Source organism: Burkholderia sp. IO2 (genome assembly GCF_029522185.1).
Taxonomy (GTDB): Bacteria; Pseudomonadota; Gammaproteobacteria; order Burkholderiales; family Burkholderiaceae; genus Burkholderia; species Burkholderia cenocepacia.
The window spans coordinates 17,860-39,642 of the sequence record NZ_JAKWFH010000015.1; the positions used below are offsets into that span (position 1 = coordinate 17,860).

The window sequence follows — 21,783 nt, forward strand, 5'->3', positions numbered from 1 at the left end:
TGGCTTCGGTGCCCGCACTGCGTCCGGCCTGCCGGCTTGCCCGTGCGTCGAACGGGGCTGCCGGTACAATGCAGCGATTCGCCCGGCGCCGGTTCGGCGGTCCGCCGGACGACAACGCACAACACGACACGATCAGGAGACGCGCCCAAGATGGCCTCAACGGACAGCCTTTCCCAGGCACCTGCCCAATCCCCTTCCATCGACCCCGGCGCCATCTCGGCCCGCCTCGACCGCCTGCCGCCGACGCGCAGCGTCTGGAAGCTGGTCGTGCTGCTGAGCCTCGGCTTCTTCTTCGAACTCTACGACCTGCTCTACAGCGGTTACGTCGCGCCGGGCCTCGTGAAAAGCGGCATCCTGTCCGCGACGACGCACGGCCTGTTCGGCACCACGGGCGTCGCGAGCTTCATCGCCGCGCTGTTTTCCGGGCTCTTCATCGGCACGATCGCGTGCGGCTTCCTCGCCGACCGCTTCGGTCGCCGCGCGATCTTCACGTGGTCGCTGCTGTGGTACACGGCCGCCAATGTCGTGATGGCGTTCCAGGACACCGCGGCCGGGCTGAACTTCTGGCGCTTCGTCGTCGGTCTCGGCCTCGGCGTCGAGATGGTGACGATCGGCACGTACATCTCCGAACTCGTGCCGAAGCAGATCCGTGGCCGCGCGTTCGCGTGCGAGCAGGCGGTGGGGTTCGTCGCGGTGCCGGTGGTCGCGTTTCTCGCCTACCTGCTGGTGCCGCACGCACCGCTCGGCCTCGACGGCTGGCGCTGGGTCGTGCTGATCGGCGCGCACGGCGCGCTGTTCGTGTGGTGGATTCGCCGCGAACTGCCGGAAAGCCCGCGCTGGCTCGCGCAGCAGGGCCGCGTCGACGAGGCCGACCGCATCATGCGCGCGCTCGAGGCGAAGGTCGAAGCCGAATACGGGCGGCCGCTGCCGCCGCCCGCGCCCGCCGAACCCGTGCCGCCGCGCGGCAGCTTCCGCGACATGTGGGTGCCGCCGTATCGCAGCCGCACGATCATGATGACGATCTTCAACGTGTTCCAGACGGTCGGCTTCTACGGTTTCGCGAACTGGGTGCCGACGCTGCTGATCAAGCAGGGCATCACGATCACGTCGAGCCTGATGTATTCGAGCGTGATCGCACTCGCCGCGCCGATCGGTCCGCTGATCGGCCTCGTGATCGCCGACCGCTTCGAGCGCAAGTCGGTGATCGTCGCGATGGCGGCGGCGATCGTCGTTTGCGGGCTGCTGTTCAGCCAGACGACGGTGGGCGCGTTCCTGATCGTGCTCGGCATCGGCCTCACGCTCGCGAGCAACATCATGTCGTACAGCTTCCATGCCTACCAGGCCGAGCTGTTCCCGACGTCGATCCGCGCGCGGGCCGTCGGTTTCGTCTATTCGTGGAGCCGCTTCTCGGCGATCTTCTCGTCGTTCGTGATCGCGGCCGTGCTGCGCGGCTTCGGCACGTTCGGCGTGTTCGCGTTCATCGCGGGCGCGATGGTGATCGTGATGGCCGCGATCGGGTTGATGGGGCCGCGCACGAAGGGCATCGCGCTCGAAACCATCTCGAAGTGATCGGCGGGTGCGCACGCATGTCGCACGGTTCGTTGCGGCATGCGTGCGATGCGGTCCGGGGTTTCCGCTTCCGGACCGGCCCCTCGCCAAAATGCTTTGTCATGCGAATCAACCGGGAGGCGCGCTCGAACCGGATCCATCGCGTCAGCACTCGGCCGCGTGCCGAAAGCATCGAACACGCAAGCGTGCCACGCCACGAATACGCACGCGGCAACGAGTTGAAACAAAGCGTGACGAAGCGCAATTCCCCGTAAAAGCGTGCTTCCGGCCGCGGCCGATTCGCGCATGGACGAGTAAAATAGGGGGCCTGACGACTCATTAGCCGCCATCGGAGTGCCCGCGTTGCATCAGCGAATGGCTCCGCCGCGAAGAGGCGTCGGCGCCGGGCGCACGCGATGTGCCGGGCGTGTCGATGGCTTGCGCGGAAGATGCGCCGCTCGCAGCAGCACCATGCGGCGGCCGGATCGGCCGATGGCTTCGAACATATGATTCTTGCCCACTTGACGCGGCGCTTCGCGCAGCCGCGTTGCCTCAACCGCGCAGTCGCCGCATCCGTGTGGCTTGCTGCCGCGGTGTCGATTTCCGCTGTCGCACAACGACCTGCCTTTGCCGCGTCCGACGCTCCGTCGTCTGCTGTGCAATCCTCATCCGTCGCGTCGCCTGCTTCGGCGGCCTCCCGCCCGCATCCGGCTTCGTCCGCGCATGCGGCGTCGGACGCATCGGCCGCAGCGCCGACATCCGCCGCGTCACAGGCGAATCGCGCGGAATCCGCAAGCGCGGCATCCGGTGCGTCGGCCGCTTCCGCGGCATCGGCGGCATCGGCCGGCGCACCTGCATCGGCCGCCTCCGGCACGCCCGCCAGCGAGGCCGAACCGCCTCCGCCCACGCCGCCGCGTCGGCATCCGCCGCTGTCGGCCGAGGACGCGCAAAACGCGACGACACGCGCGCTCGACATGCACAAGCGTTTCATGCAGGAAGTCACGCGCCGCCTGAACGTGCCCGCGAGCGAGCAGCGCGCGTACGGCGACCGGCTCCAGAAAGCGCTCGCCGATGCGGATCTCGGCGATCTCGCCGGCGAATACGTCGCGATGGTGGACCGCGCGCCGAACGTGCAGGCGCTGTTCATCTACTTCCGCGCGACACCGGCCAATGCGTGGCTGATGATCGGCGCATCGCCGGTCGGCACCGGGTTGCCGGGCCAGTACGACCATTTCCTGACGCCGCTCGGCGTGTTTCATCACTCGCCCGACACGATGGATTTCCGCGCGGAAGGCACGACGAACGAGAACGGCATTCGCGGCTACGGTCACCGCGACATGCGCATCTACGATTTCGGCTGGGTGGACGGCGAGCGCGGCTGGGGCAAGGGCGGCGTGTCGCCGATGCGCTTCCAGATGCATGCGACCGACCCCGACCGGCTCGAAGCGCTGCTCGGCATCCGGCACTCGAAGGGCTGCGTGCGGATTCCCGCGTCGCTGAACACGTTCCTCGACCGGCACGGGCTGCTCGACGACGACTACCAGGCCCGCGTCGAGGCCGGCAAGTCGCTGTGGGTGCTGCGTCGCGATCGCGACATCACGCCGATCGCGGGCCGCTACCTGGTCGTGATCGACAGCGCCCGCAAGACCCGCCCGGCGTGGTCGCCGCTGCCGGGGCGCGGCGCATGGTCGAAGCTGCCGAAAGGCGGCGATACGGCGGACTGAGCGCCGCTTCGCCGGGCGCGGGCGGTGCGAGGATGAGAATAAATCCGTTTTATTGAGATATAAGGAAAGCAAACTTTTATTATCCGATCCGGGTTCGTATAGTCGAGTCCAGTTTCGCGGAACCCTGCCGCGCCTGGACCACCACCGACCACACGACCCGCATGAAAACTCTCTACAAGCTCGCTCCGCTCGCGATGCTCGGCGCCTTCGCGACCCATGCCTGTGCGCAAAGCAGCATCACGCTGTACGGTCTGATCTCGGCCGGTGTCGGGTTCGCGACGAACCAGGGCGGCAAGAATGCATGGCAGGCGCTGTCCGGCACGAACCAGAACCCGCGCTGGGGGCTGAAGGGCAAGGAGGATCTCGGGCAAGGGCTGTCCGCGGTCTTCCAGCTCGAGAACGGCTTCAACGTGATGACGGGCACGGCCGCGCAGAACGGCCGCGAGTTCGGGCGCATGGCGTACGTCGGCCTGGCCGACCGCACCTACGGCTCGCTGACGTTCGGTCGCCAGTACGACGCGATCCACGACTACATCGGGCCCGTGATCATCGCGAGCAACGGCGTGAACATCGGCGACAACGACAACGGCTACAACGACATCCGCGTGCAGCACTCGGTGAAGTACGTGAGCCCCGTCTACTACGGGCTGAAGTTCACCGCGCTGTACGGCTTCAGCAATGCGACCGGTTTCGCGAACAACAGCGCGTACAGCTTCGGGCTCGGCTATGAGCGTGGCCCGCTGCGCTGGAGCGCGGTCTATGCGCAGTACAACCATCCTTACAGCGCGACGAACCAGGACGGCGCGATCGCGAACGACTACGCGTCGCCGCTGCTGATCTTCAGCAAGAGCGCGATGACGCCGGCCGCGTATGCGAGCCGGCAGCGGATCGCGGGCACGGGCGGCTTCTACACGATCGGCCGCGCGCAGTTCGCCGCGATGTTTACCGACGTGCGCTACGATTACCTCGACAATTCGCATCTGCACCTGCAGAACCTGGGCGTGAACGTCGTCTACACGATGACGCCGCAGCTCTTTCTTGGCGCGGCGTATGCATTCACGAACGGCAAGTACGACGTGATCGACAAGCGTCCGAAATGGCATCAGGTGAACCTGCAGGCCGATTACTTCCTGTCCAAACGCACCGACGTCGCGCTGACGGTGATCGCGCAGCAGGCGGCCGGCGACGCGGATCATGCGCAGATCTTCGCGTATGCGCGTTCGACCGGCACGCGCCAGATGATGGCGACGCTCGGCGTCCGGCACGTCTTCTGAGCACCGACCATGACCCATCCGATCGCATCCCGCCGCACCTTCCTGAAACTGTCGGCCGCGCTGGCCGGCACCGCGCTGCTGCCCGAAACGGGCGCGTTCGCGGCCGGCGGCGACGCCGCCCGCCGCACGGTGATCATCGATACCGATCCGGGGCAGGACGACGCCATCGCGATCCTGTTCGCGCTCGGCGCGCAGGACCGGCTCGACGTGCGCGCGCTGACGGCCGTGGCGGGCAACGTGCCGCTCGACCTCACCGAACGCAATGCGCGGATCATCCGCGACTGGGCCGGCCGCACGAAGACGCTGCCGGTGTACGCGGGCTGCCCGCGCCCGCTCGTGCGCGACCTCGTGACGGCCGCGAACGTGCATGGCAAGACGGGGCTCGAAGGCGTCGAACTGCACGCGCCGCGCGCGCCGCTCGCCGCCGGTCACGCGGTGTCGTACCTCGTCGATACGCTGAGCCGCGCGGCGCCGAACAGCGTGACGCTGTGCGCGCTCGGCCCGCTGACCAACATCGCGACCGCGCTGGTCGAGGCGCCGCAGGTTCGCGCCGCGCTGCGCGACATCGTGCTGATGGGCGGCGCGTTCTTCGAGCGCGGCAACATCACGCCGGCCGCCGAGTTCAACATCTACGTCGATCCGCAGGCGGCCGACGTCGTGTTCGGCAGCGGCGTGCCGATCGTCGTGCTGCCGCGCGACGTCGCGGTGAAGGCGCCGATCACGCCGGCGCGGGTCGCGCCGTTCCGCGCGCTCGGCAACCGCTGCGGCACGATCGTCGCGGACATCATGGAAGCGGAACTCGCCTACAACAAGAAGCGGCGCGGGATCGACGACGCGCCGATGTACGACCCGACGGCCGTCGGCTATCTCGTCGACCCGACGCTGTTCGGCGGACGCAAGGTGAACGTGGTGGTCGAGACGACCGGGCAGTGGACGCTCGGCGAGACGATCGTCGACTGGAACGGGCGCAGCGGCCGTGCGGCGAACGCGACGTGGATCAACGAGGTCGACGCGGACCGCTTCTACGCGACGCTCGTCGAGCGCATCGCGAAGCTGCCCTGAACGCGCGCGGCAAATGCGGCAAGCGCGGCGGACGCGGCATCAGATGTGCTTCGCAATCCACTCGCGGCACGCGCGCACGTGCGGGCCGCGATCGTCGGCGGCGAGCGAGATCAGCGAGATCGCACGTGTGACGCGCGGTTTGTCGACACGCAGCGCGACGAGTTCGGGATCGTGCAGATGCATCGTGTAGAGGCTCGGCAGCACGGCGGTCGCGAGACCGTTGCGCGCGAGCGCGTAGAGCGGCTCGGTGTATTCCATCCGGTACGTGACGTTCAGGCGCAGCTTCCCGGCGCCGCCGGTGCGATGCAGCGATTCGCTGACGCTGCCGCGCACGAACACCGCGAGTTCGCGATCGACGAGCTTCGCCCACGTGACGCTCTTCGCGCGGGCGAGCGGATCGTCGTGCCGCACGACGATCACGATCTCGTCCTCGAACAGTTGCTGGTAGCGCAGCGTGCCGTCGTCGCTATCGGGTTCGCGCACGCCGATGCCGAGATCCGCGACGCCGTCGCGCACCGCTTCGACGAGCGCGCTGTTCGGCAAATCGGTCAGCGTGAAGCGCAGCGTCGGGTGCGTGCCGCGCAGTGCGTTGAGCGCGGGCAGCAGGCGGCCCGCGACCGACGGAATGAACGCGATGCGCACGGTCTGGATGCGTTCGCCGATGAGCCGCGTCATGTCGTCGAAGGTGCCGCGCGCCTGGTTGAGCAGACGTTCGGCGAGCGGCAGCACGGCTTCGCCCGCGGTGGTGAGCGTGAGGCGATGCGCGGTGCGGGCGAACAGGCGGCCGCCGAGCAGGAATTCGATCTGGCGGATCGACGCGGTGAGCGCGGGCTGCGTGAGCGACAGCGCCTGCGCGGCCTGCGTGAAGCTGCGTGCGTGCGCAAGGACTACGAAGTGCTGGACTTGCCGCAGCGTGAGCGCGGGCAGCAGCGACGAGCGGTCGGACATCGGGCAATGACGGTCAGGAAGCGGTACGCGGCAGTATAAGACCGCGCCGCACGAACCGACACAGGACAATATTCGGAATCACAGGAGAACCACCATGTCAGCGACTGACACGATGCCGGCACGTGCGCCGGCCAACTGGCTCGAACGCCGCTTCGCGCTCGCCGCGCGCGGCACGAGCGTGCGCACCGAGACGATCGCGGGCGTCACGTCGTTCCTCGCGGCCGCGTACCTGCTCGTCGTGATCCCGTCGCTGCTCGCGACGGGCGGAATGGAGCGCGGCGCGGCGACCACCGCGACGATCGTCGTGTTCGTGCTGTTCACCACGCTGATGGGGCTCTACGCGAACCTGCCGTTCCTCGTCGGCCCCGGTATCGGCGGCTCGGTGATCATCGGCGTGACGCTCGCGACGACCGAGCACGTCGGCTGGCAGACGGGCCTCGGCATCGCGTGCGTGTCGGGCGTGCTGTTCTTCCTGCTGACGATCCTCGGCGCGCGCGGCGTCGTGGTGCGGCTGATTCCGGTGCAGATCAAGCTCGGGCTCGGCGCGTCGATCGGGCTGTTCGTCACGATGCTCGGGCTGCGCAATGCGGGGATGGTCGTCGCGAACGCGAAGACCAACGCGTTCGCGCTCGGCGACTTCTCGCGGCCGGGCGCGCTGGTCGCGCTGATCGGCCTCGCGGTGGCGATCGTGCTGCAGGCGCGCAAGGTGCCCGGCGCGATCCTGATCGCGATCCTCGTCGCGGCCGCGGCCGGCGTGCCGCTCGGCGTCACGCACCTGCCGGCGTCGTTCGTGTCGCTGCCGCACAGCATCGCGCCGATCGCGTTCAAGCTCGATATCGGCAGCGCGTTGAGCCTGGCCGCCGCGCCGTACCTGTTCGCGTTCTTCGCGGCGGAATTCTTCTCGACGCTCGGCACCGCGCTCGCGGTCGGCGCGAAGGCGAACCTGCTCGACGAACAGGGCAACCTGCCGGACATCAACCGGCCGTTCCTCGTCGATTCGCTCGCCGCGACGCTCGGGCCCGTGTTCGGCATTCCGGCGCTGACCGCGCTGATCGAATCGGCGGCGGGCGTCGAAGCCGGCGGCCGCAGCGGGTTGTCGTCGCTGGCTGCCGCCGTGCTGTTCGCCGCGATGCTGCTGTTCGTGCCGGTCGCGCTCGCGATCCCGAAGGAGGCGACCGCGCCGGCGCTGATCCTGATCGGGCTGTCGATGTTCGCGACGATCCGCCATACGCATTTCGACGACTTCACCGATGCGCTGCCCGTGATGTCGATGGTGCTGCTCACGCTGATGTCGAACAGCTTCGGCACCGGCATTGCAGGCGGGCTGCTGTGCTACGTGCTCGTCAAGCTGCTGGCCGGCCGCTGGCGCGACGTGTCGTGGGGGCTCGTCGTGCTTGCGATTCCGCTCGGCTATTACTTCTGGACCGTCGTGAAGCCGCACTGAGAGACGGCTTCGCCACGCATCGCACTACCGAAAAAGAGACTGAGATGAAGGGAACACCAGGCAACGTCCCGGCCGCGCGCACGGGCATCGACATCACGCCGGCCCATCGGGCCTTCTTCCACGCGCTGCCGAAGGTCGAGCTGCACTGCCATCTGCTCGGCGCGGTGCGGCACGACACGTTCGTCGCGCTGGCCGAACGCAGCGGCGCACCGATCGAGCGGACGGAGATCGACGCGTTCTACGCGCGCGGCGAGAAGCCGGTCGGCGTGCTGCACGTGCTGCGTGCGCTCGACAAGTATCTGCTGACGCAACCCGACGACCTGCGCCGAATCGCATACGAGTATCTGGAAGACGCGGCCGCGCACAACGTGCGGCATGCGGAATTCTTCTGGAATCCGACGGGAACGGTGCGCGTGTCGGGCATCGCGTATGCGGACGCGCAGGCCGCGATCGTGACGGCGATCCGCGATGCCGCGCGCGATTTCGGGATCGGCGCGCGCCTGATTCCGAGCATCGATCGCGAGCAGGACCCCGACGAAGCGGTTGAGATCGTCGAGTGGATGAAGGCGAATCGCGCGGACGAAGTCGCGGGGCTCGGCATCGACTATCGCGAGAACGACCGGCCACCCGAACTGTTCTGGAAGGCGTACCGCAATGCACGCGCGGCCGGCTTTCGCACGACCGCGCATGCGGGCGAGTTCGGGATGCCGTGGCGCAACGTCGAGACGGCCGTCGATCTGTTGCAGGTCGACCGCGTCGATCACGGCTATACGGTCGTCGACAACCCCGAGCTGTGCGCGCGCTACGCGGAGCGCGGGATCGTGTTTACCGTCGTGCCGACCAATTCGTACTACCTGCGCACGCTGCCGCCGGAGCAATGGGCCGAGCTGCATCCGATGCGCAAGATGCCGGGCCTCGGATTGAAGATTCATCCGAATACCGACGATCCGACGTTGCACAAGGTCAATCCGGCCGAGGCGTGGGAACTGATGTTCAGTCATTTCGGCTTTACCGTCGCCGACCTGAAGCAGTTCATGCTGAACGGGATCGACGGCGCGTGGGTCGACGACGCGACGAAGGCGGCGTGGCGTGCCGCGTGGGCGCCGGAGTTCGATGCGCTTGCTGCATCGCTCGCGGCGGGCTGAGCCAGACTGGCACACGCCGCTTGTGTTCGCTATATTGGCGTCCGGCAGCACCCTGTCGTGGCGCCGCCGCCGTGCGCGCCCGCGCCGGCATTCCAATAGCAATTCGAACCTGAGAGGCTCCACCGTGCGTATTCCCGCTTTCTGTCTGATGTTGTTCGTCTCGCTGTCCGCGCGAGCCGGCACCGCCTGCGATGCGTTACTCGGCGATTACGCGCCGGCCGCCGGCAAGCCCGCGACGATGCGGGTCGAGAAGGTGGGGAGCGACATCGTGCTGCGCGCGCGTGAAGCCGGGCGCTGGAGCGTCGATACGGCGCCGGCGCACGTGGCTGAACTCGATATGGACGGTCCGGAGAAGCCGCCTGCCGACGCATGCGTGCTGGAGGTGCCGGGCGGCCAGATCATCAGGATGCCGATCGGGACACCGTACCAGGTCACGTCCATCACGGGCAACGGCTTCACGACGAAGCGTTCGACCACCGGCGTCCTGCTGCTGATGACGCAAGGCTTCCAGGTCGACGGCATCGAGCTGTATCGGGTCGCGCGCAGCGGCGCTTCGCCGTCGGCGCCGTGAAGGCCGTTGCCGCGCGCGGACGGCACCGTGCTGCACCCGCCGCATTACACGCGGCTCGGCGACGCTGCGCTGTTCGATGACGATCGCGACGGCGTGCCCGTGTGGCTGTACGCGGACGGGCACATGATGACGACGCCTCGGTAGCCCGGCGCGCAGCCACCCCGATCAGCGAAAGAACCTCAACCAGTCGAACAGGCCCGAATGCGGCTGCGCGCGCCGCCTCGGCGCCGGTGCGCTGCGCGGCCGGAAGTCGGGCGAGAACTGCACGTGCGGATCGATCGCCTGCGCGCGCAACGCCGCATCGTAGAACGACCCGACGATCGGCAGCGCGCTGTGCGCGCCCGCGCCCCAGTAGTCGCTGCGCAGCGTCACGCTGCCGTCGTCGAAGCCGACCCACGCGCCGGCCACGAGTTGCGGATGCATCAGGATGAACCAGCCGTCGGTGTTGTCCTGCGTCGTGCCGGTCTTGCCCGCGACGTCGATGCGAATCCCGTAGCGCGAGCGGATGTCCGCGCCGGTCCCGTAATCGACGACGCCGCGCATCGCGTCGACGAGCGTCTGCGCGGCGGCCTCCGGCAACGCGCGCTCCGGCGGCGCGCTGCCGAACGCGGCGAGCACCTTGCCGTCGCGATCCTCGATGCGCGTGATCGTCCGCGGTGCGACGTACACGCCGCGGTTCGCGATCGTGCCGTACGCGGACACCATCTCTTTCAGCGTGACCGGGCTCGTGCCGAGCGCGAGTGACGGCACCGCGTCGAGCGGGCTGTCGCGCACCCCCATCGCACGGGCGAGCTGCGCGACCTTCGCGGCGCCTTCGCGCTGCATGACCTGCGCGGTGATGCGGTTGCGCGACAGCGCCAGCCCGTCGCGCAGGGTCATCGGCTCGCCGGTCGGCGGTTCCGCATCGGTCGGCCGCCACACGGCGCGGCCGTCGATCGGGATCGCGACGGGGCGGTCGACGAACGTGTCGCCCGGCCGCATCCCGTCCGCGAACGCGGCGCCATAGACGAACGGCTTGAACGTCGAACCCGGCTGGCGCCGCGCCTGCGCGACGTGATCGAACGGCGCGCTGCCGAAATCGGGGCTGCCGACCCACGCGCGGATCGCGCCGTTGCGCGGATCGATCGCGACGAAGCCGGCTTGCACCTGCGTCTTGCGCTCGCACAGCGCCCGCATGAATTCGCGATTCGCGCCGAGCTGCTTCAGCGCAACCACGTCGGCGAGCCCCGTGTCGCGCGCCTGGCGATACTCGGGCGTCTGGCGCATGAAGCCGCGGAACAGGTCGTTGCGCAGCCCGCAGCCGGACGGCCCGCGCCAGGCGCCGTCGGCGATCGCCTGCAGCCGTTCGGTCTGCCGCGTCAGCGCCTGCGTGGCCATGTCCTGCAGCCGCGCATCGAGCGTCGTGCGCACGACGAGGCCGTCCGCGTAGAGATCGTAGTTGTTGCGGTCGGCCCACGCGATCAGCCACTTGCGCAGTTGCACCGCGAAATGCGGCGCGAGGCCCGGCTGCGCCGTCTGCGGTTCGAAATCGACGCGCAGCGGCTGGCGCTGCAGCTTCGCGAGCTGCCGCGGCGACAGCATGCCCATCTGCGCCATCCGGCCGAGCACGATGTTGCGCCGCTGGACCGCGCGTTCCGGGTTCAGCACCGGGTTGTAATAGCTGTTGCCCTTCAGCATCCCGACGAGCGTCGCGCTCTCCGCGATGTCGAGCTGGTTCGCCGACTTGCCGAAGTAGGTGCGTGCGGCCATTTCGACGCCGTACGCGTTGTACAGGAACGGCACGGTATTCAGATAGGTTTCGAGGATCTCGTCCTTGCTGTACACCGCTTCGATCTTGAACGCGGTGATCAGCTCCTTCACCTTGCGCGTGAGCGTCGGCGCGCGGCCGATTTCGTCCGGATACAGGTTGCGCGCGAGCTGTTGGGTGATCGTCGAGCCGCCCTGGCGGCTGCCCGAGAACGTATGCAGGCCGGCCGCGAGCGTGCGGCGCAAGTCGATGCCGTGATGTGAATAGAAGCGGTGATCCTCGGTCGCGATCAGCGCGTCGACCATGTGCGGCGAGATCTGCCTGAGCGGCACCCATTCGCGGTTCACGGGCCGGAACTCGGCGATCAGCTGGCCGTCGGCCGACAGCACGCGCGCGGGGCGGTCGATGCGCGCCTTGCGGATGTCGCCGATGCTCGGCGTGAACGGAACGAACGCGAGCAGGACCAGCAGGCCCAGCACCGGGATCGCGGCGAACGTCAGCGCCACGCCGCGCCGGGTCGGATGGCGCAGGCGATGCAGCGCGCCGGCGCCCAGCGCACCGAGGCGCGTGCGGCAGGCGGCGGCGAATGGCGCGACACGGGCGCGGCAACGGAGCCACGCGTCTCGGAGCAACGGCACGAAGCGATTCAAGGCGGCAGGGGCGCGGAAGGAAGACGCGCGATCCTAGCAAACGGAACCCGCGCGCCGGCGGCCGAAACGGCCGTTTGCTTGCAGGATTTACAGACGATTACGTTTGTTGCCCGCCGACAACCTTTTACTGCCCGTGGGGCCGCGATTCGACCGACGAAACCACGTCCGCGAGCCGTTGCGCGGCCGCTTCCATCTGCGCGCGGCCGAATCCGCCGAAGCCGAGCACCAGCCCGGGGCGCGCGGTGCCGGGCGCGAACATCGGCGACACCGCGCGCACCGCGACACCGGCCCGGGCGGCGCGCGCGACCACGTCGAGATCGTCGATGCCGGCCGCGAGCCACAGCACGACGTGCATTCCCTGGTCGCCCGGCTGCACCCACGCGCGCTCGCGCGGCAGTCGCGCGCCGAGCGTGTCGATCAGCAGCGCGCGCTGTTCCGCATAGACGCCGCGCACGCGGCGGATGTGGCGGTCGAGATGGCCGTCGGCGATGAACGCGGCGAGTACGTGTTGATCGGCGGTCGGCGCGTGGCGGTCCATCAGTACGCGCGCGCCGCAGAACGCCGGCACGAGATCGTCGGGCGCGATCACGTAGCCGAGCCGCAGCGATGGAAACAGGATCTTGCTGAAGGTGCCGAGATAGATCACGCGATCGGGCGCGAGGCCTTGCAGCGACGGGAACGGATAGCCTTCGTAGCGCAATTCGCTGTCGTAGTCGTCCTCGACGACCCATGCGCGGTGCGCGCGCGCCCATGCGAGCAGCGCATTGCGGCGCGCCATGCTCAACGGCATGCCGAGCGGGTACTGGTGTGACGGCGTGACGAACGCGGCGCGCGCATCGGGTGCGAGCCGGATGCCGGCGTCGACGTCGAGGCCGTCGGCGTCGACCGGCACGCGCACCATCGCGTCGCGCCGCCCGGTGCTTTCGAGCAGCGCGGTGATGCCGCGGTAGGCCGGATTCTCGACCCACGCGCGGTCGGTGTCGCCGAGCAGCACCTGGCTCGCGAGATGCAGCCCCTGCTGCGTGCCGCTCGTGATCACGACCTGGCCGGCATCGCAGCGCACCGAGCGCGACCGGCGCACGTAGTCGGCGATCGCTTCGCGCAGCGGCAGCGCGCCTTGCGGATCGGCATAGCCGGACGGCGCGCCGGCGCCGCGGGCGCGCAGGCGATTGCCGAGCCGGCGCCAGATGTCGTCGGGCGCGGTGAGGCCGAGCGGCACCGAGATCGCGAACGGCATCGCCGGCAGCGGGTTGAATTCGTCGGCAAGCCGCGCGAAGGCGGCGGCGGGTTCGGGCAGGGCGTCGCGTACCGGGCGTTGATGGCGGGTGGGTGGTTCGGGTTCGTCGACGGGGGGCGGCTCCGCGAGCGCGTGCGCGACCCGCGTGCCCGCACCGCCGCGCGATTCGAGAAAACCTTCGGCGATGAGCTGTGCATACGCGTCGACGACGGTGCCGCGCGCCACCTGCAGCGACGCCGCCAGCAGCCGCGTGGACGGCAGCGTGTCGCCGGGCCGGACGTCGCCGCGGCGCACCGCATCGCGCAGCGCCTGCGCGAGCTGGCGGCTCAGGTCGCCGGCCGCGCGATCGAGCGCGCCGAGCGACGGGATTTCGACGATCCGGGCCGTTCTTGCCATGATTCTGGTCTGCTGAAATTGTTTCAAACCGGCTCTACAGGATAAACCAGTTTAAGGCCACAATCGACGTATGACGGGCCTGCGCCCGCGCCCCTTTCCCACCCCGTACGACCGTGGAGCCGACATGTACATCCCCGCCGATTACAACGAACCCAATCCGGACGCGCTGCGCGAGCTGATCGTGCAGCACCCGTTCGGCAGCCTGATCACGCACGGCAAGAGCGGGCTCGATGCGATCCACCTCCCGTTCGCGCTGATGCCGGGCGATGGCGGGCTCGGCGAGCTGCATGCACACGTCGCCCGCGCGAATCCGGTCTGGCAGGACGTCGCGGACGGCGACGAGGTGCTCGTGATCTTCCGTGCGGGCGACGCGTACATCTCGCCGACCTGGTATCCGAGCAAGCAGGCGACGCACCGGGAGGTGCCGACCTGGAACTACCGGGTCGTGCATGCGCACGGCCGCATCACGGTGCGCGACGACGAGAAGTTCGTGCGAGGCGTGGTCGCGCGGCTGACGCGCACGCACGAAGCGTCGCAGCCGGTGCCGTGGAAGATGGGCGACGCGCCGCAGGACTACATGGACGCGATGCTGCAAGCGATCGTCGGGCTGCAGATCGAGATCACGCAGCTCGTCGGCAAGCGCAAGCTCGGGCAGAACAAGCCCGCGGCCGATATTCGCGGCGCGGGCGAAGCGCTGGTCGCGGACGGCCAGCTCGCGATCGGCGAGGCGATGCTGGCGGAGGCCGACGCGAAGCGCGGATGAGCGCATGACTGCCGCGCGCGGGCGCGTGGCGAGCCCGCGCGCGGCCCCGGTCACGGCGTGCGCGTCGCACCCTTCGTCCCGTCCCCCGCCTGCGCGAGCGCGCCGCGAATCGCGGCTTCCGTCTTGTCGTACCCGCCTTCGCCATAACGCGTATAGACGATCTTGCCGTTCGCATCGATCAGGTACAGCGCGGGCCAGTACTGGTTGCCGTATGCGCGCCACGTATCGTAGCGGTTGTCCTGCGCGACCGGATACCGGATGTCGAAGCGCCTGATCGCATCGGCCACGTTCTTCGCGTCGCGTTCGAACGGATATTCCGGCGTATGCACGCCGACCACGACGAGCCCCTGGTCGCGATACTTCCGATACCAGTCGTTCACGTACGGGATCGTATGAATGCAGTTGATGCACGAATACGTCCAGAAATCGACGAGCACGACCTTGCCGCGCAACTGGTCGAGCGTCAGCGGCGCGCTGTTGTGCCAGCGGTCGATGCCGGTGAAACCGGGCGCCGCCATGCCGGCCGGCGCTGCCTGCACGCCCGCGTCGTCGCGGGTGCCGGCGAAGGCGGCGAGCCCGGCCGTGGCGGCGAGGGCGATGACGAGGGCGGCGGTCTTGAAGCGGGGCAGCATGGCGTTCTCCTGATCTTTGGGGCCGCGGCGGGAGGGCGGCGGCCGGACGGGTTTCGACAGGCCCCATTAGGCGGCGCCGACGTATCCGCGATGTGTCCGGCCAGCCGCGCGTGTGCAATGTTGTGTGTCGTCGCGGCGCCGCGATACATTGCGATACAAACGCGTGCCCGCCGTGCGGTATAAAAGCGGACATCGCCCCGCCCGAACCCCGACACCGATACCGGCAACGACTCATGGACAAGCTCGACCACGTGCTGATCGTCGACGACGATCGCGCGATCCGCGAACTGATCGCGGACTACCTGGAGAAGAACGGCATGCGCGTGTCGCTGGCCGCGAACGGCCGCGAGATGCGCAACGCGCTGGACGACGGCGCGCCCGACCTGATCGTGCTCGACCTGATGCTGCCCGGCGAGGATGGCCTGACGCTGTGCCGCGACCTGCGCGCCGGCAAGTTCCGCACGGTACCGGTGCTGATGCTGACCGCACGCGGCGAGGAAACCGACCGCATCATTGGTCTCGAGATGGGCGCCGACGACTACCTGGCCAAGCCGTTCGCGGTGCGTGAGCTGCTGGCGCGGATTCGCTCGGTGCTGCGCCGCGCGCGCATGCTGCCGCCCGGCATGCAGGTCACGGAAACGGCCGCGCTGCTCGCGTTCGGTGAATGGCAGCTCGACACGACCGGGCGCCATCTGCTCGACGCCGAAGGCACGCTGGTCGCGCTGAGTGGCGCCGAATACCGGCTGCTGCGCGTGTTCCTCGACAACCCGCAGCGCGTGCTGACGCGCGACCAGTTGCTCAACCTCACGCAAGGGCGCCAGTCCGACCCGTTCGACCGCTCGATCGACTTGCTGGTGAGCCGGCTGCGCCAGCGGCTGCGCGACGGCGCGCGCGAGCCGCGCTACATCAAGACGCTGCGCAACGAGGGCTACGTGTTCTCGTCGGCCGTGACCGCCGTCGACGGTACGCCATGAGCGCGCGCACGCTGTGGCGCTGGCCGCGTTCGCTGTTCGCGCGGCTCGCGCTGATCCTGTGCGTGGGCCTGGCGCTCGCGCAGACGCTGTCGTTCTGGCTCACCGTGACCGAGCGCGACCAGGCGACCACGAACCTGATGATGGGCTACATCGAGCGCGAGGTCGCGAGCTCGGTCGCGTTGCTCGACCATCTGCCGCCCGCCGAGCGCACCGCGTGGCTGCCGCGCCTCGCACGGCGCAGCTATGCATTCATCCTCGGGCCCGGCGAAACCGGCACGCCGCCGGAGGCGCGGCTGTCGGCGCGCGTCGAGCGCTCGATCTCGGACGGCATCGGCGGCGACTATCCGCTGACCGCGAATTCGATCCCCGGCGACCGCGAACATCTGCAGGTGCATCTGCGGCTGACCGACGGCTCGCCGCTGACGATCGACATTCATCCGATGTCGACGGTGCCGCTGTCGGGCTGGCTGCCGGCCGTGCTCGTGGTGCAGCTCGCGGTGCTGGCCGCGTGCTGCTGGCTCGCGGTGCGGCTCGCGACGCGGCCGCTCAAGCAGCTCGCGCAGGCCGCCGACGCACTCGGCCCCGACCTGAAGGGCGAGCGGCTGAGCGAAGACGGGCCGTCGGAAGTCGCGCGCGCGGCACGGGCCTTCAACGCGATGCAGGACCGCATCGCGCAGTACATGGCCGAGCGCATGCAGATCCTCGCGTCGATCTCGCACGATCTGCAGACGCCGATCACGCGGATGCGGCTGCGCGTCGACGTGATGGACGACGACACGCAGGGCGCGAAGCTGCGCCAGGACCTGCTGGAGATGGAGCATCTGGTGAAGGAGGGCGTCGCGTACGCGCGGACGCTGCACGGCACCGAGGAAGCCGCACGCCGCATCGACGTCGACGCGCTGCTCGACAGCATCGTGTGCGACTACACGGATGCGGGGCAGGACGTCGCGCTGCACAGCCGCGCGCCGCTCGCGCTCGTCACGCGGCCGAAGGCGCTGCGCCGCATCGTCGGCAACCTGGTCGACAACGCGCTGAAGTTCGCGGGCGCGGCCGAGATCGACGTGCGGGCGGCGCCGGACGGCGGCGCGGTGATCGCGGTGCTCGACCGCGGGCCCGGCATTCCGGACGACCAGCTCGACGCGGTGTTCGAGCCGTTCCGGCGCGTGGAGACGTCGCGCAATCGCGATACCGGCGGCACGGGGCTCGGCCTCGCGATCGCGCGGCAACTGGCGCTGGCGATGGGCGGCACGCTCACGCTGAGCAACCGGCCCGACGGCGGCGGGCTCGAAGCGACGTTGACGCTGAGGAACGCGGGCTGATGCGACGCGGCGCGCGAGCGTCGCGGTGTCGGGCGCGTGCCGGCGCATGCGACGGGGGCGACGTCACGCGCGGTGCAGATGCTGGTCGACGAGCGGCGCGAGCGCTTGCGCATGCACGGCCGCGAGATCGTGCCGGCCGCCCGGTACGACGTGCAACCGCGCATCGGGCAGCCGTTCGAGCAGACGCCGGCCGGCCGCGACCGGGCTGATCGGATCGTCGTCGCCCCACAGCAGCAGCGTCGGCTGCGCGATACGGCCGATGTCCTGAGACAGGTCCGCACGCAACGTCATGAACCAGTCCGGCAACCGCGGGTTCGCCTCGGCGAAACCGGCGCGCCAGTCCTGCGCGCCGAGTCCGGCCATGTCGAGGCCGCCGGACGTGACCGTCAGCACGAGATGCGTGACGAGATCCGGCTTGTCGAGCGCCGCGCGCATCGCGATTACGCCGCCCATCGATTGCGCGATCACGGCGGTCGGCCGGTCGACGCTTGCGAGCACATGACGCACGAGACCGTCGAAATCGTCGACGGCTGGATCGCGCGGCGTGTCACCGAAGCCCGGATACGCGACGATCCGCCGCTCGGCCGGATGCGTGAGCCTGCCGGCCAGCGGTTGCCAGAACGCGGTGCTGCCCGATGCGCCGGGCAGGAAGAGCAATTGCGATGGAGCGGGCATGGCGTGTTGGTGTTCCGGTAGTCGAAGCGAAGCGGGACGACGAGCGGCGCGAGCGCGTCAGCAGCGGCCGGTGCGCAGCGCGACGGTCCAGTCGTCGCGCCCGCGCGCGGCCGCGGTGGCGGCGGCCGTGTGCCAGTCGTATTCGACCGCATGGAATTCGACGTTCCAGCCGGCCGCCGTGCGCGACACCATCGCGTAGCGCGCGTGCGGCGAGCCCGTCTCGATCCGGTGCGGATGCGGCAGGTCGTCTTCATATGCCTGCAGCCCGACGCTGCCCGGATTGACGATCAGCCTGCCGTCGTCGAGCCGTGCTGCACGCGGCACGTGCGTGTGGCCGCACAGAATCAGCGACGCCGCCGTGTCGCCCGCGCGCTGCGCGACTTCATCGGGCGTGGCCGCGCGGCAGCCGTCGGGCGTGACCGTTTCGAGGAAATAGACGAGATCGCTGGCCGGCGTGCCGTGCACCATCAGCACGTCGCCGTCGAGCGTCAGGCGTTCGGGCAGCGCGGCGAGCCAGTCGAACTGGTCGGCGCGCAGCGTGTCGTGCGCCCAGCGATCCGACAGCCGCATCGCGTCGCGCTCGCCGGTGAGCAACTGCCGTTCGTGATTACCCTTGACGGTCGGCAGGTCGAGCGCGATCAGGCGGTCGGCCGTTTCGGCCGGATGGAGCGCGCCGGACACGATGTCGCCGAGATTGACGATCACGTCGGCGCCGCGGCGGCGGACGTCGTCGAGCACCGCGTCGAGCGCGGCGAGGTTGCCGTGGATGTCGGACAGCGCGGCGATTTTCATGGCGGCAAGTCGATGTGGGGAATGGCGATTGTCGCCAATTCGGCGCGGGCCGTGCAATCGGGTCGTGCAATCGCTTCACGGCATCGGCACGCGATGCCGCGGCGGGCACGTCAGTCGGTCGCGAGGCGTGCGTACATCGCGAAATCGCCCGGCGTGCCGCGCACCATCTTGTAGGCGCGCAGCAACCCTTCGTAGCGGTAGCCGCACTTCTGCAGCACGCGCGCGGAGCCTGCGTTGCTGGTCAGCACGACCGCCTGCATGCGCATGAAGCCGCCGTGCGTGAGCGCCCACGCGGTGACGGCTTCGCACACCGCGCTCGCGATGCCGCGCCCCCAGTGCGACGGCGCGAGGTCGTACGCAATTTCCGCCGAGCGGTTCACGGTCGACACCGTATGCAGCCCGACTGTCCCGGCGAGCGCGCCCGACGCGGTGTCGACGATCGCGAGACGCCGGATCGAATCCGGATCGGTCGATTCGATGTTGTCGAACAGCGGCAGCAGATCGTCGGGCGAGCGCAGGTTCCAGCTCGTGTGGCGAACGGCGTCGGGATTCGACAGGTACGCGTACCACGCGTCGAGGTCCGCGCGTTCGAGTTGCCTGAGCGACAGCCCGGGGTAACCGGCGCGCGGCGGCGTGGCGATTTTCATCGAGCCCGGCGCCTACGCGGCATGGCGCCGGTACAGCGCCAGCGAACCGGCGAGTGCGAGCAGCATCGCGCCGCACGTGCGCTCGAGCCACAGCGCGCCCGCGCGTTTCAACAGCCGCACCGCGCGTGCGCCGAGCAGCGCGTAGCCGAACATCACGACGCCGTCGAGCAGCGCGAACGTGACCGCGAGCGCGACGTACTGCGGCGCGAGCGGCGCGGATGGATCGAGGAACTGCGGCAGGAACGCGGAGAAGAACAGATAACCCTTCGGGTTCGTCACCGCGGTCAGGAAGCTTTTCGCGAAGATCGATGCGTTGCGTCCGGAGGCCGTGCCGCGCTGCGCGGCCGCGACGTCGAGCGCTCCCTTCGACGTCAGCAGCCGGATGCCGACATAGGCGAGGTAGGCGGCGCCGAGCCACTTCACGACCGAGAACCAGAACGCCGACGCCATCAGCAGCGCGCCGAGTCCGAGCGCGACCGCGACGATCAGCACGAAGTCCGACAGCATCGCGCCCGCGAAACCGTAGGCCGCGCGGCGCACGCCGTAGCGCGAGCCGTTGGTCAGCGCGAGCAGCACGGTCGGGCCGGGTGTCGCGATGCCGACGAATGCGACGGCGGCGAAGATCAGCAGGGTCGTTTCATGCATGAATGAACTCCCGATGGAGGGCGCGCGTTCGATTATCGGGGGCGTCGGCCCTCGCTGTACAGGCGCGGCAGTGAGCGGCGACGGCCACGCCCGAACTATCTCAATTTCGACAAGAAACTGTTGTCATTATTCCGCTTTGGAACGAAACCGGTTCCAACTACCATACCGGCCGCAGCGGGCATGCCCGCCGCGTCGTCGCGCGTGGACGTCGCCGGTCTCGCACCGCCGGCGGATGTCGGCGCCCGCGCGCGCCACTCGCAAACAGCCAGCCAGAACAACGGGCTCACCGCCCGGAGACATACAACATGAACAAGCAACTGATCGCAGCGCCGCTGCTGCTCTCGCTCGCGGGTATCGCCGCCGCGCAAAGCTCCGTCACGCTGTACGGCATCGTCGACGCGGGCGTGACCTATCGCAGCAACGAGCGGGTCGGCTCGGCGGGCGCGTACACCGGGCACTCGAGCGTCGGCCTCACGACCGGCAACCTGTCCGGCAGCCGCTGGGGCATCAAGGGTTCCGAGGATCTCGGCGGCGGGATGCGCGCGCTGTTCGTCCTCGAGAACGGCTTCGACATCTCCAACGGTACGTCCGGCCAGGGCGGCCGCCAGTTCGGCCGCCAGGCGTTCGTCGGGCTCGGCAGCAACCGCTACGGCACGATCACGCTCGGTCGCCAGTACACGTCGCTCGACGATTTCGTGAGCCCGGTGGGCCCCTCGTCGTTCATCGGCGGCTTCGGCGCGCACCCGGGCGACATCGACGATCTCGACCAGACCGCGCGCGTCGACAGCGCGATCAAATATACGAGCGCGAACTACTCGGGCTTCACGTTCGGCGCGCTGTACGGCTTCGGCGGCCAGCCGGGCAGCATGAAGCAGCGCAACACGTGGAGCGTCGGCGCCGCGTATGCGGCGGGGCCGCTGCGCGTGGGCGTCGGCTACGAGCGCTCGGACAACAGCAAGACGGGCGCGACCGATCCGACGGCGGGCAAGTGGCAGAGCACCGATGACGGCCTGTTCAATTCGTCGATCAACGAAGGCTATGCGAGCGCGCAGTCGCAACAGGTGATCGCGACGGGCGCGACGTACGACTTCGGCCCGGCCGTCGTCGGCGTGAACTACAGCAACGTGCAGTACCGCAGCGGCGCGCAATCGCTGTTTTCCGGCCATGCGACGTTCAACGTCGCCGGCGTGTTCACGCGCTGGAACGTGCAGCCGCAGACGCAGCTGTTCGCCGGCTACAGCTACACGCGCGGCAGCGACGTCGACGGCATCGACAACCGCGCGCAGTATCACAACGTCACGCTCGGCGCGGTCTACGACCTGTCGAAGCGCACCAGCGTGTACCTGCTCGGCGCGTACCAGCATGCGTCCGGCACGACGCTCGACGCGCTCGGCCGGCCGGTGGCCGCGACCGCGTCGGTGTCCGACAAGGCGAACGGTCACTCGTCCGATTCGCGCTCGCAGGCGATCGTGAGCCTCGGGCTGCGCCAGAAGTTCTGACGCGGCGGTCGTTGCGCGTGCAACGGGGCCCGCGGCCGATGCGGGTCACGTTGCATGCATGCTTCTATACTGTCGCCTCGCTTTTCGAGGA

19 protein-coding genes are annotated in these 21,783 nt (G+C 69.1%); 11 read left to right on the top strand and 8 right to left on the bottom strand.

What is annotated here, in order from left to right; translation table 11 throughout:
• Nucleotides 1-150 precede the first annotated feature (150 nt).
• The 4 genes from MMB92_RS11960 to MMB92_RS11975 all read left to right on the top strand — a co-directional run bounded on the left by MMB92_RS11960 (nucleotide 151) and on the right by MMB92_RS11975 (nucleotide 5,608).
• A complete protein-coding gene (locus MMB92_RS11960; protein ID WP_006495132.1) occupies nucleotides 151-1,569 on the top strand; it encodes an MFS transporter in 1,419 nt (472 codons plus the stop codon).
• Nucleotides 1,570-1,964: 395 nt separating this feature from the next.
• Nucleotides 1,965-3,272 carry a hypothetical protein gene (locus MMB92_RS11965; RefSeq protein ID WP_277562704.1) on the top strand — a complete coding sequence of 436 codons (1,308 nt, stop codon included), beginning with the start codon at nucleotides 1,965-1,967 and terminating at the stop codon, nucleotides 3,270-3,272.
• Between the two features lie 161 nt (nucleotides 3,273-3,433).
• Nucleotides 3,434-4,546 (top strand): porin, encoded by a 1,113-nt coding sequence (locus MMB92_RS11970; protein ID WP_006491111.1) that lies wholly within the window; start codon nucleotides 3,434-3,436, stop codon nucleotides 4,544-4,546.
• A gap of 9 nt (nucleotides 4,547-4,555) precedes the next feature.
• Nucleotides 4,556-5,608 (top strand): nucleoside hydrolase, encoded by a 1,053-nt coding sequence (locus MMB92_RS11975; RefSeq protein WP_080322656.1) that lies wholly within the window; start codon nucleotides 4,556-4,558, stop codon nucleotides 5,606-5,608.
• Nucleotides 5,609-5,647: 39 nt separating this feature from the next.
• Here the strand turns inward: MMB92_RS11975 and MMB92_RS11980 are convergent, their stop codons facing one another.
• Nucleotides 5,648-6,556 (bottom strand): LysR family transcriptional regulator, encoded by a 909-nt coding sequence (locus MMB92_RS11980; protein ID WP_006495136.1) that lies wholly within the window; start codon nucleotides 6,554-6,556, stop codon nucleotides 5,648-5,650.
• A 94-nt stretch (nucleotides 6,557-6,650) separates the two neighbouring features.
• Here MMB92_RS11980 and MMB92_RS11985 point away from each other — a divergent pair, with 94 nt between their 5' ends.
• Genes MMB92_RS11985 through MMB92_RS11995 form a run of 3 tightly spaced genes read left to right on the top strand, consistent with a single transcriptional unit; the run spans nucleotide 6,651 to nucleotide 9,716 of the window.
• Nucleotides 6,651-8,000: an NCS2 family permease gene (locus MMB92_RS11985; RefSeq protein ID WP_006491121.1), complete on the top strand. Its 1,350-nt coding sequence runs from the start codon at nucleotides 6,651-6,653 to the stop codon at nucleotides 7,998-8,000.
• A gap of 44 nt (nucleotides 8,001-8,044) precedes the next feature.
• Nucleotides 8,045-9,145, top strand: a complete 1,101-nt coding sequence (gene add / locus MMB92_RS11990; protein WP_048987859.1) for an adenosine deaminase — start codon at nucleotides 8,045-8,047, stop codon at nucleotides 9,143-9,145.
• The gene (locus MMB92_RS11995) at nucleotides 9,114-9,716 is read left to right on the top strand and encodes a hypothetical protein (RefSeq protein ID WP_230878057.1); all 603 of its coding nucleotides are present in this window, start codon (nucleotides 9,114-9,116) and stop codon (nucleotides 9,714-9,716) included. Before add ends, MMB92_RS11995 begins: the two co-directional genes overlap by 32 nt.
• A 165-nt stretch (nucleotides 9,717-9,881) precedes the next feature.
• Here MMB92_RS11995 and MMB92_RS12000 read toward each other — a convergent pair whose 3' ends face one another.
• Nucleotides 9,882-12,113, bottom strand: a complete 2,232-nt coding sequence (locus MMB92_RS12000; RefSeq protein ID WP_062910309.1) for a transglycosylase domain-containing protein — start codon at nucleotides 12,111-12,113, stop codon at nucleotides 9,882-9,884.
• A gap of 124 nt (nucleotides 12,114-12,237) precedes the next feature.
• Complete coding sequence (locus MMB92_RS12005) at nucleotides 12,238-13,746, bottom strand: PLP-dependent aminotransferase family protein (protein ID WP_277562705.1); 1,509 nt, start codon at nucleotides 13,744-13,746, stop codon at nucleotides 12,238-12,240.
• A 124-nt stretch (nucleotides 13,747-13,870) separates the two neighbouring features.
• On the opposite strand from MMB92_RS12005, the gene MMB92_RS12010 reads away from it, so the two are divergent.
• Complete coding sequence (locus MMB92_RS12010) at nucleotides 13,871-14,509, top strand: FMN-binding negative transcriptional regulator (protein ID WP_006495144.1); 639 nt, start codon at nucleotides 13,871-13,873, stop codon at nucleotides 14,507-14,509.
• A gap of 50 nt (nucleotides 14,510-14,559) precedes the next feature.
• On the opposite strand, the gene MMB92_RS12015 is transcribed toward MMB92_RS12010, so the two are convergent.
• Nucleotides 14,560-15,141, bottom strand: a complete 582-nt coding sequence (locus tag MMB92_RS12015; protein ID WP_006490070.1) for a thioredoxin family protein — start codon at nucleotides 15,139-15,141, stop codon at nucleotides 14,560-14,562.
• A 233-nt stretch (nucleotides 15,142-15,374) separates the two neighbouring features.
• Here MMB92_RS12015 and MMB92_RS12020 point away from each other — a divergent pair, with 233 nt between their 5' ends.
• Both MMB92_RS12020 and MMB92_RS12025 read left to right on the top strand, forming a co-directional pair.
• Nucleotides 15,375-16,115, top strand: a complete 741-nt coding sequence (locus tag MMB92_RS12020; RefSeq protein WP_006490080.1) for a response regulator — start codon at nucleotides 15,375-15,377, stop codon at nucleotides 16,113-16,115.
• A complete protein-coding gene (locus MMB92_RS12025; RefSeq protein WP_006490055.1) occupies nucleotides 16,112-17,434 on the top strand; it encodes an ATP-binding protein in 1,323 nt (440 codons plus the stop codon). The genes MMB92_RS12020 and MMB92_RS12025 overlap by 4 nt, the downstream gene beginning before the upstream one ends.
• A 63-nt stretch (nucleotides 17,435-17,497) precedes the next feature.
• Here the strand turns inward: MMB92_RS12025 and MMB92_RS12030 are convergent, their stop codons facing one another.
• The 4 genes from MMB92_RS12030 to MMB92_RS12045 form a co-directional block, all read right to left on the bottom strand.
• The gene (locus MMB92_RS12030) at nucleotides 17,498-18,109 is read right to left on the bottom strand and encodes an alpha/beta fold hydrolase (RefSeq protein WP_006490057.1); all 612 of its coding nucleotides are present in this window, start codon (nucleotides 18,107-18,109) and stop codon (nucleotides 17,498-17,500) included.
• A gap of 57 nt (nucleotides 18,110-18,166) precedes the next feature.
• The gene (locus tag MMB92_RS12035) at nucleotides 18,167-18,901 is read right to left on the bottom strand and encodes a metallophosphoesterase family protein (protein WP_006490078.1); all 735 of its coding nucleotides are present in this window, start codon (nucleotides 18,899-18,901) and stop codon (nucleotides 18,167-18,169) included.
• 110 nt (nucleotides 18,902-19,011) lie between these two features.
• Complete coding sequence (locus tag MMB92_RS12040; RefSeq protein ID WP_058903523.1) at nucleotides 19,012-19,548, bottom strand: GNAT family protein; 537 nt, start codon at nucleotides 19,546-19,548, stop codon at nucleotides 19,012-19,014.
• A gap of 12 nt (nucleotides 19,549-19,560) precedes the next feature.
• Nucleotides 19,561-20,193 (bottom strand): LysE family translocator, encoded by a 633-nt coding sequence (locus MMB92_RS12045; RefSeq protein WP_058903522.1) that lies wholly within the window; start codon nucleotides 20,191-20,193, stop codon nucleotides 19,561-19,563.
• Nucleotides 20,194-20,498: 305 nt separating this feature from the next.
• Here MMB92_RS12045 and MMB92_RS12050 point away from each other — a divergent pair, with 305 nt between their 5' ends.
• Nucleotides 20,499-21,692, top strand: a complete 1,194-nt coding sequence (locus tag MMB92_RS12050) for a porin (RefSeq protein WP_006495147.1) — start codon at nucleotides 20,499-20,501, stop codon at nucleotides 21,690-21,692.
• The last annotated feature ends 91 nt before the right edge of the window (nucleotides 21,693-21,783 follow it).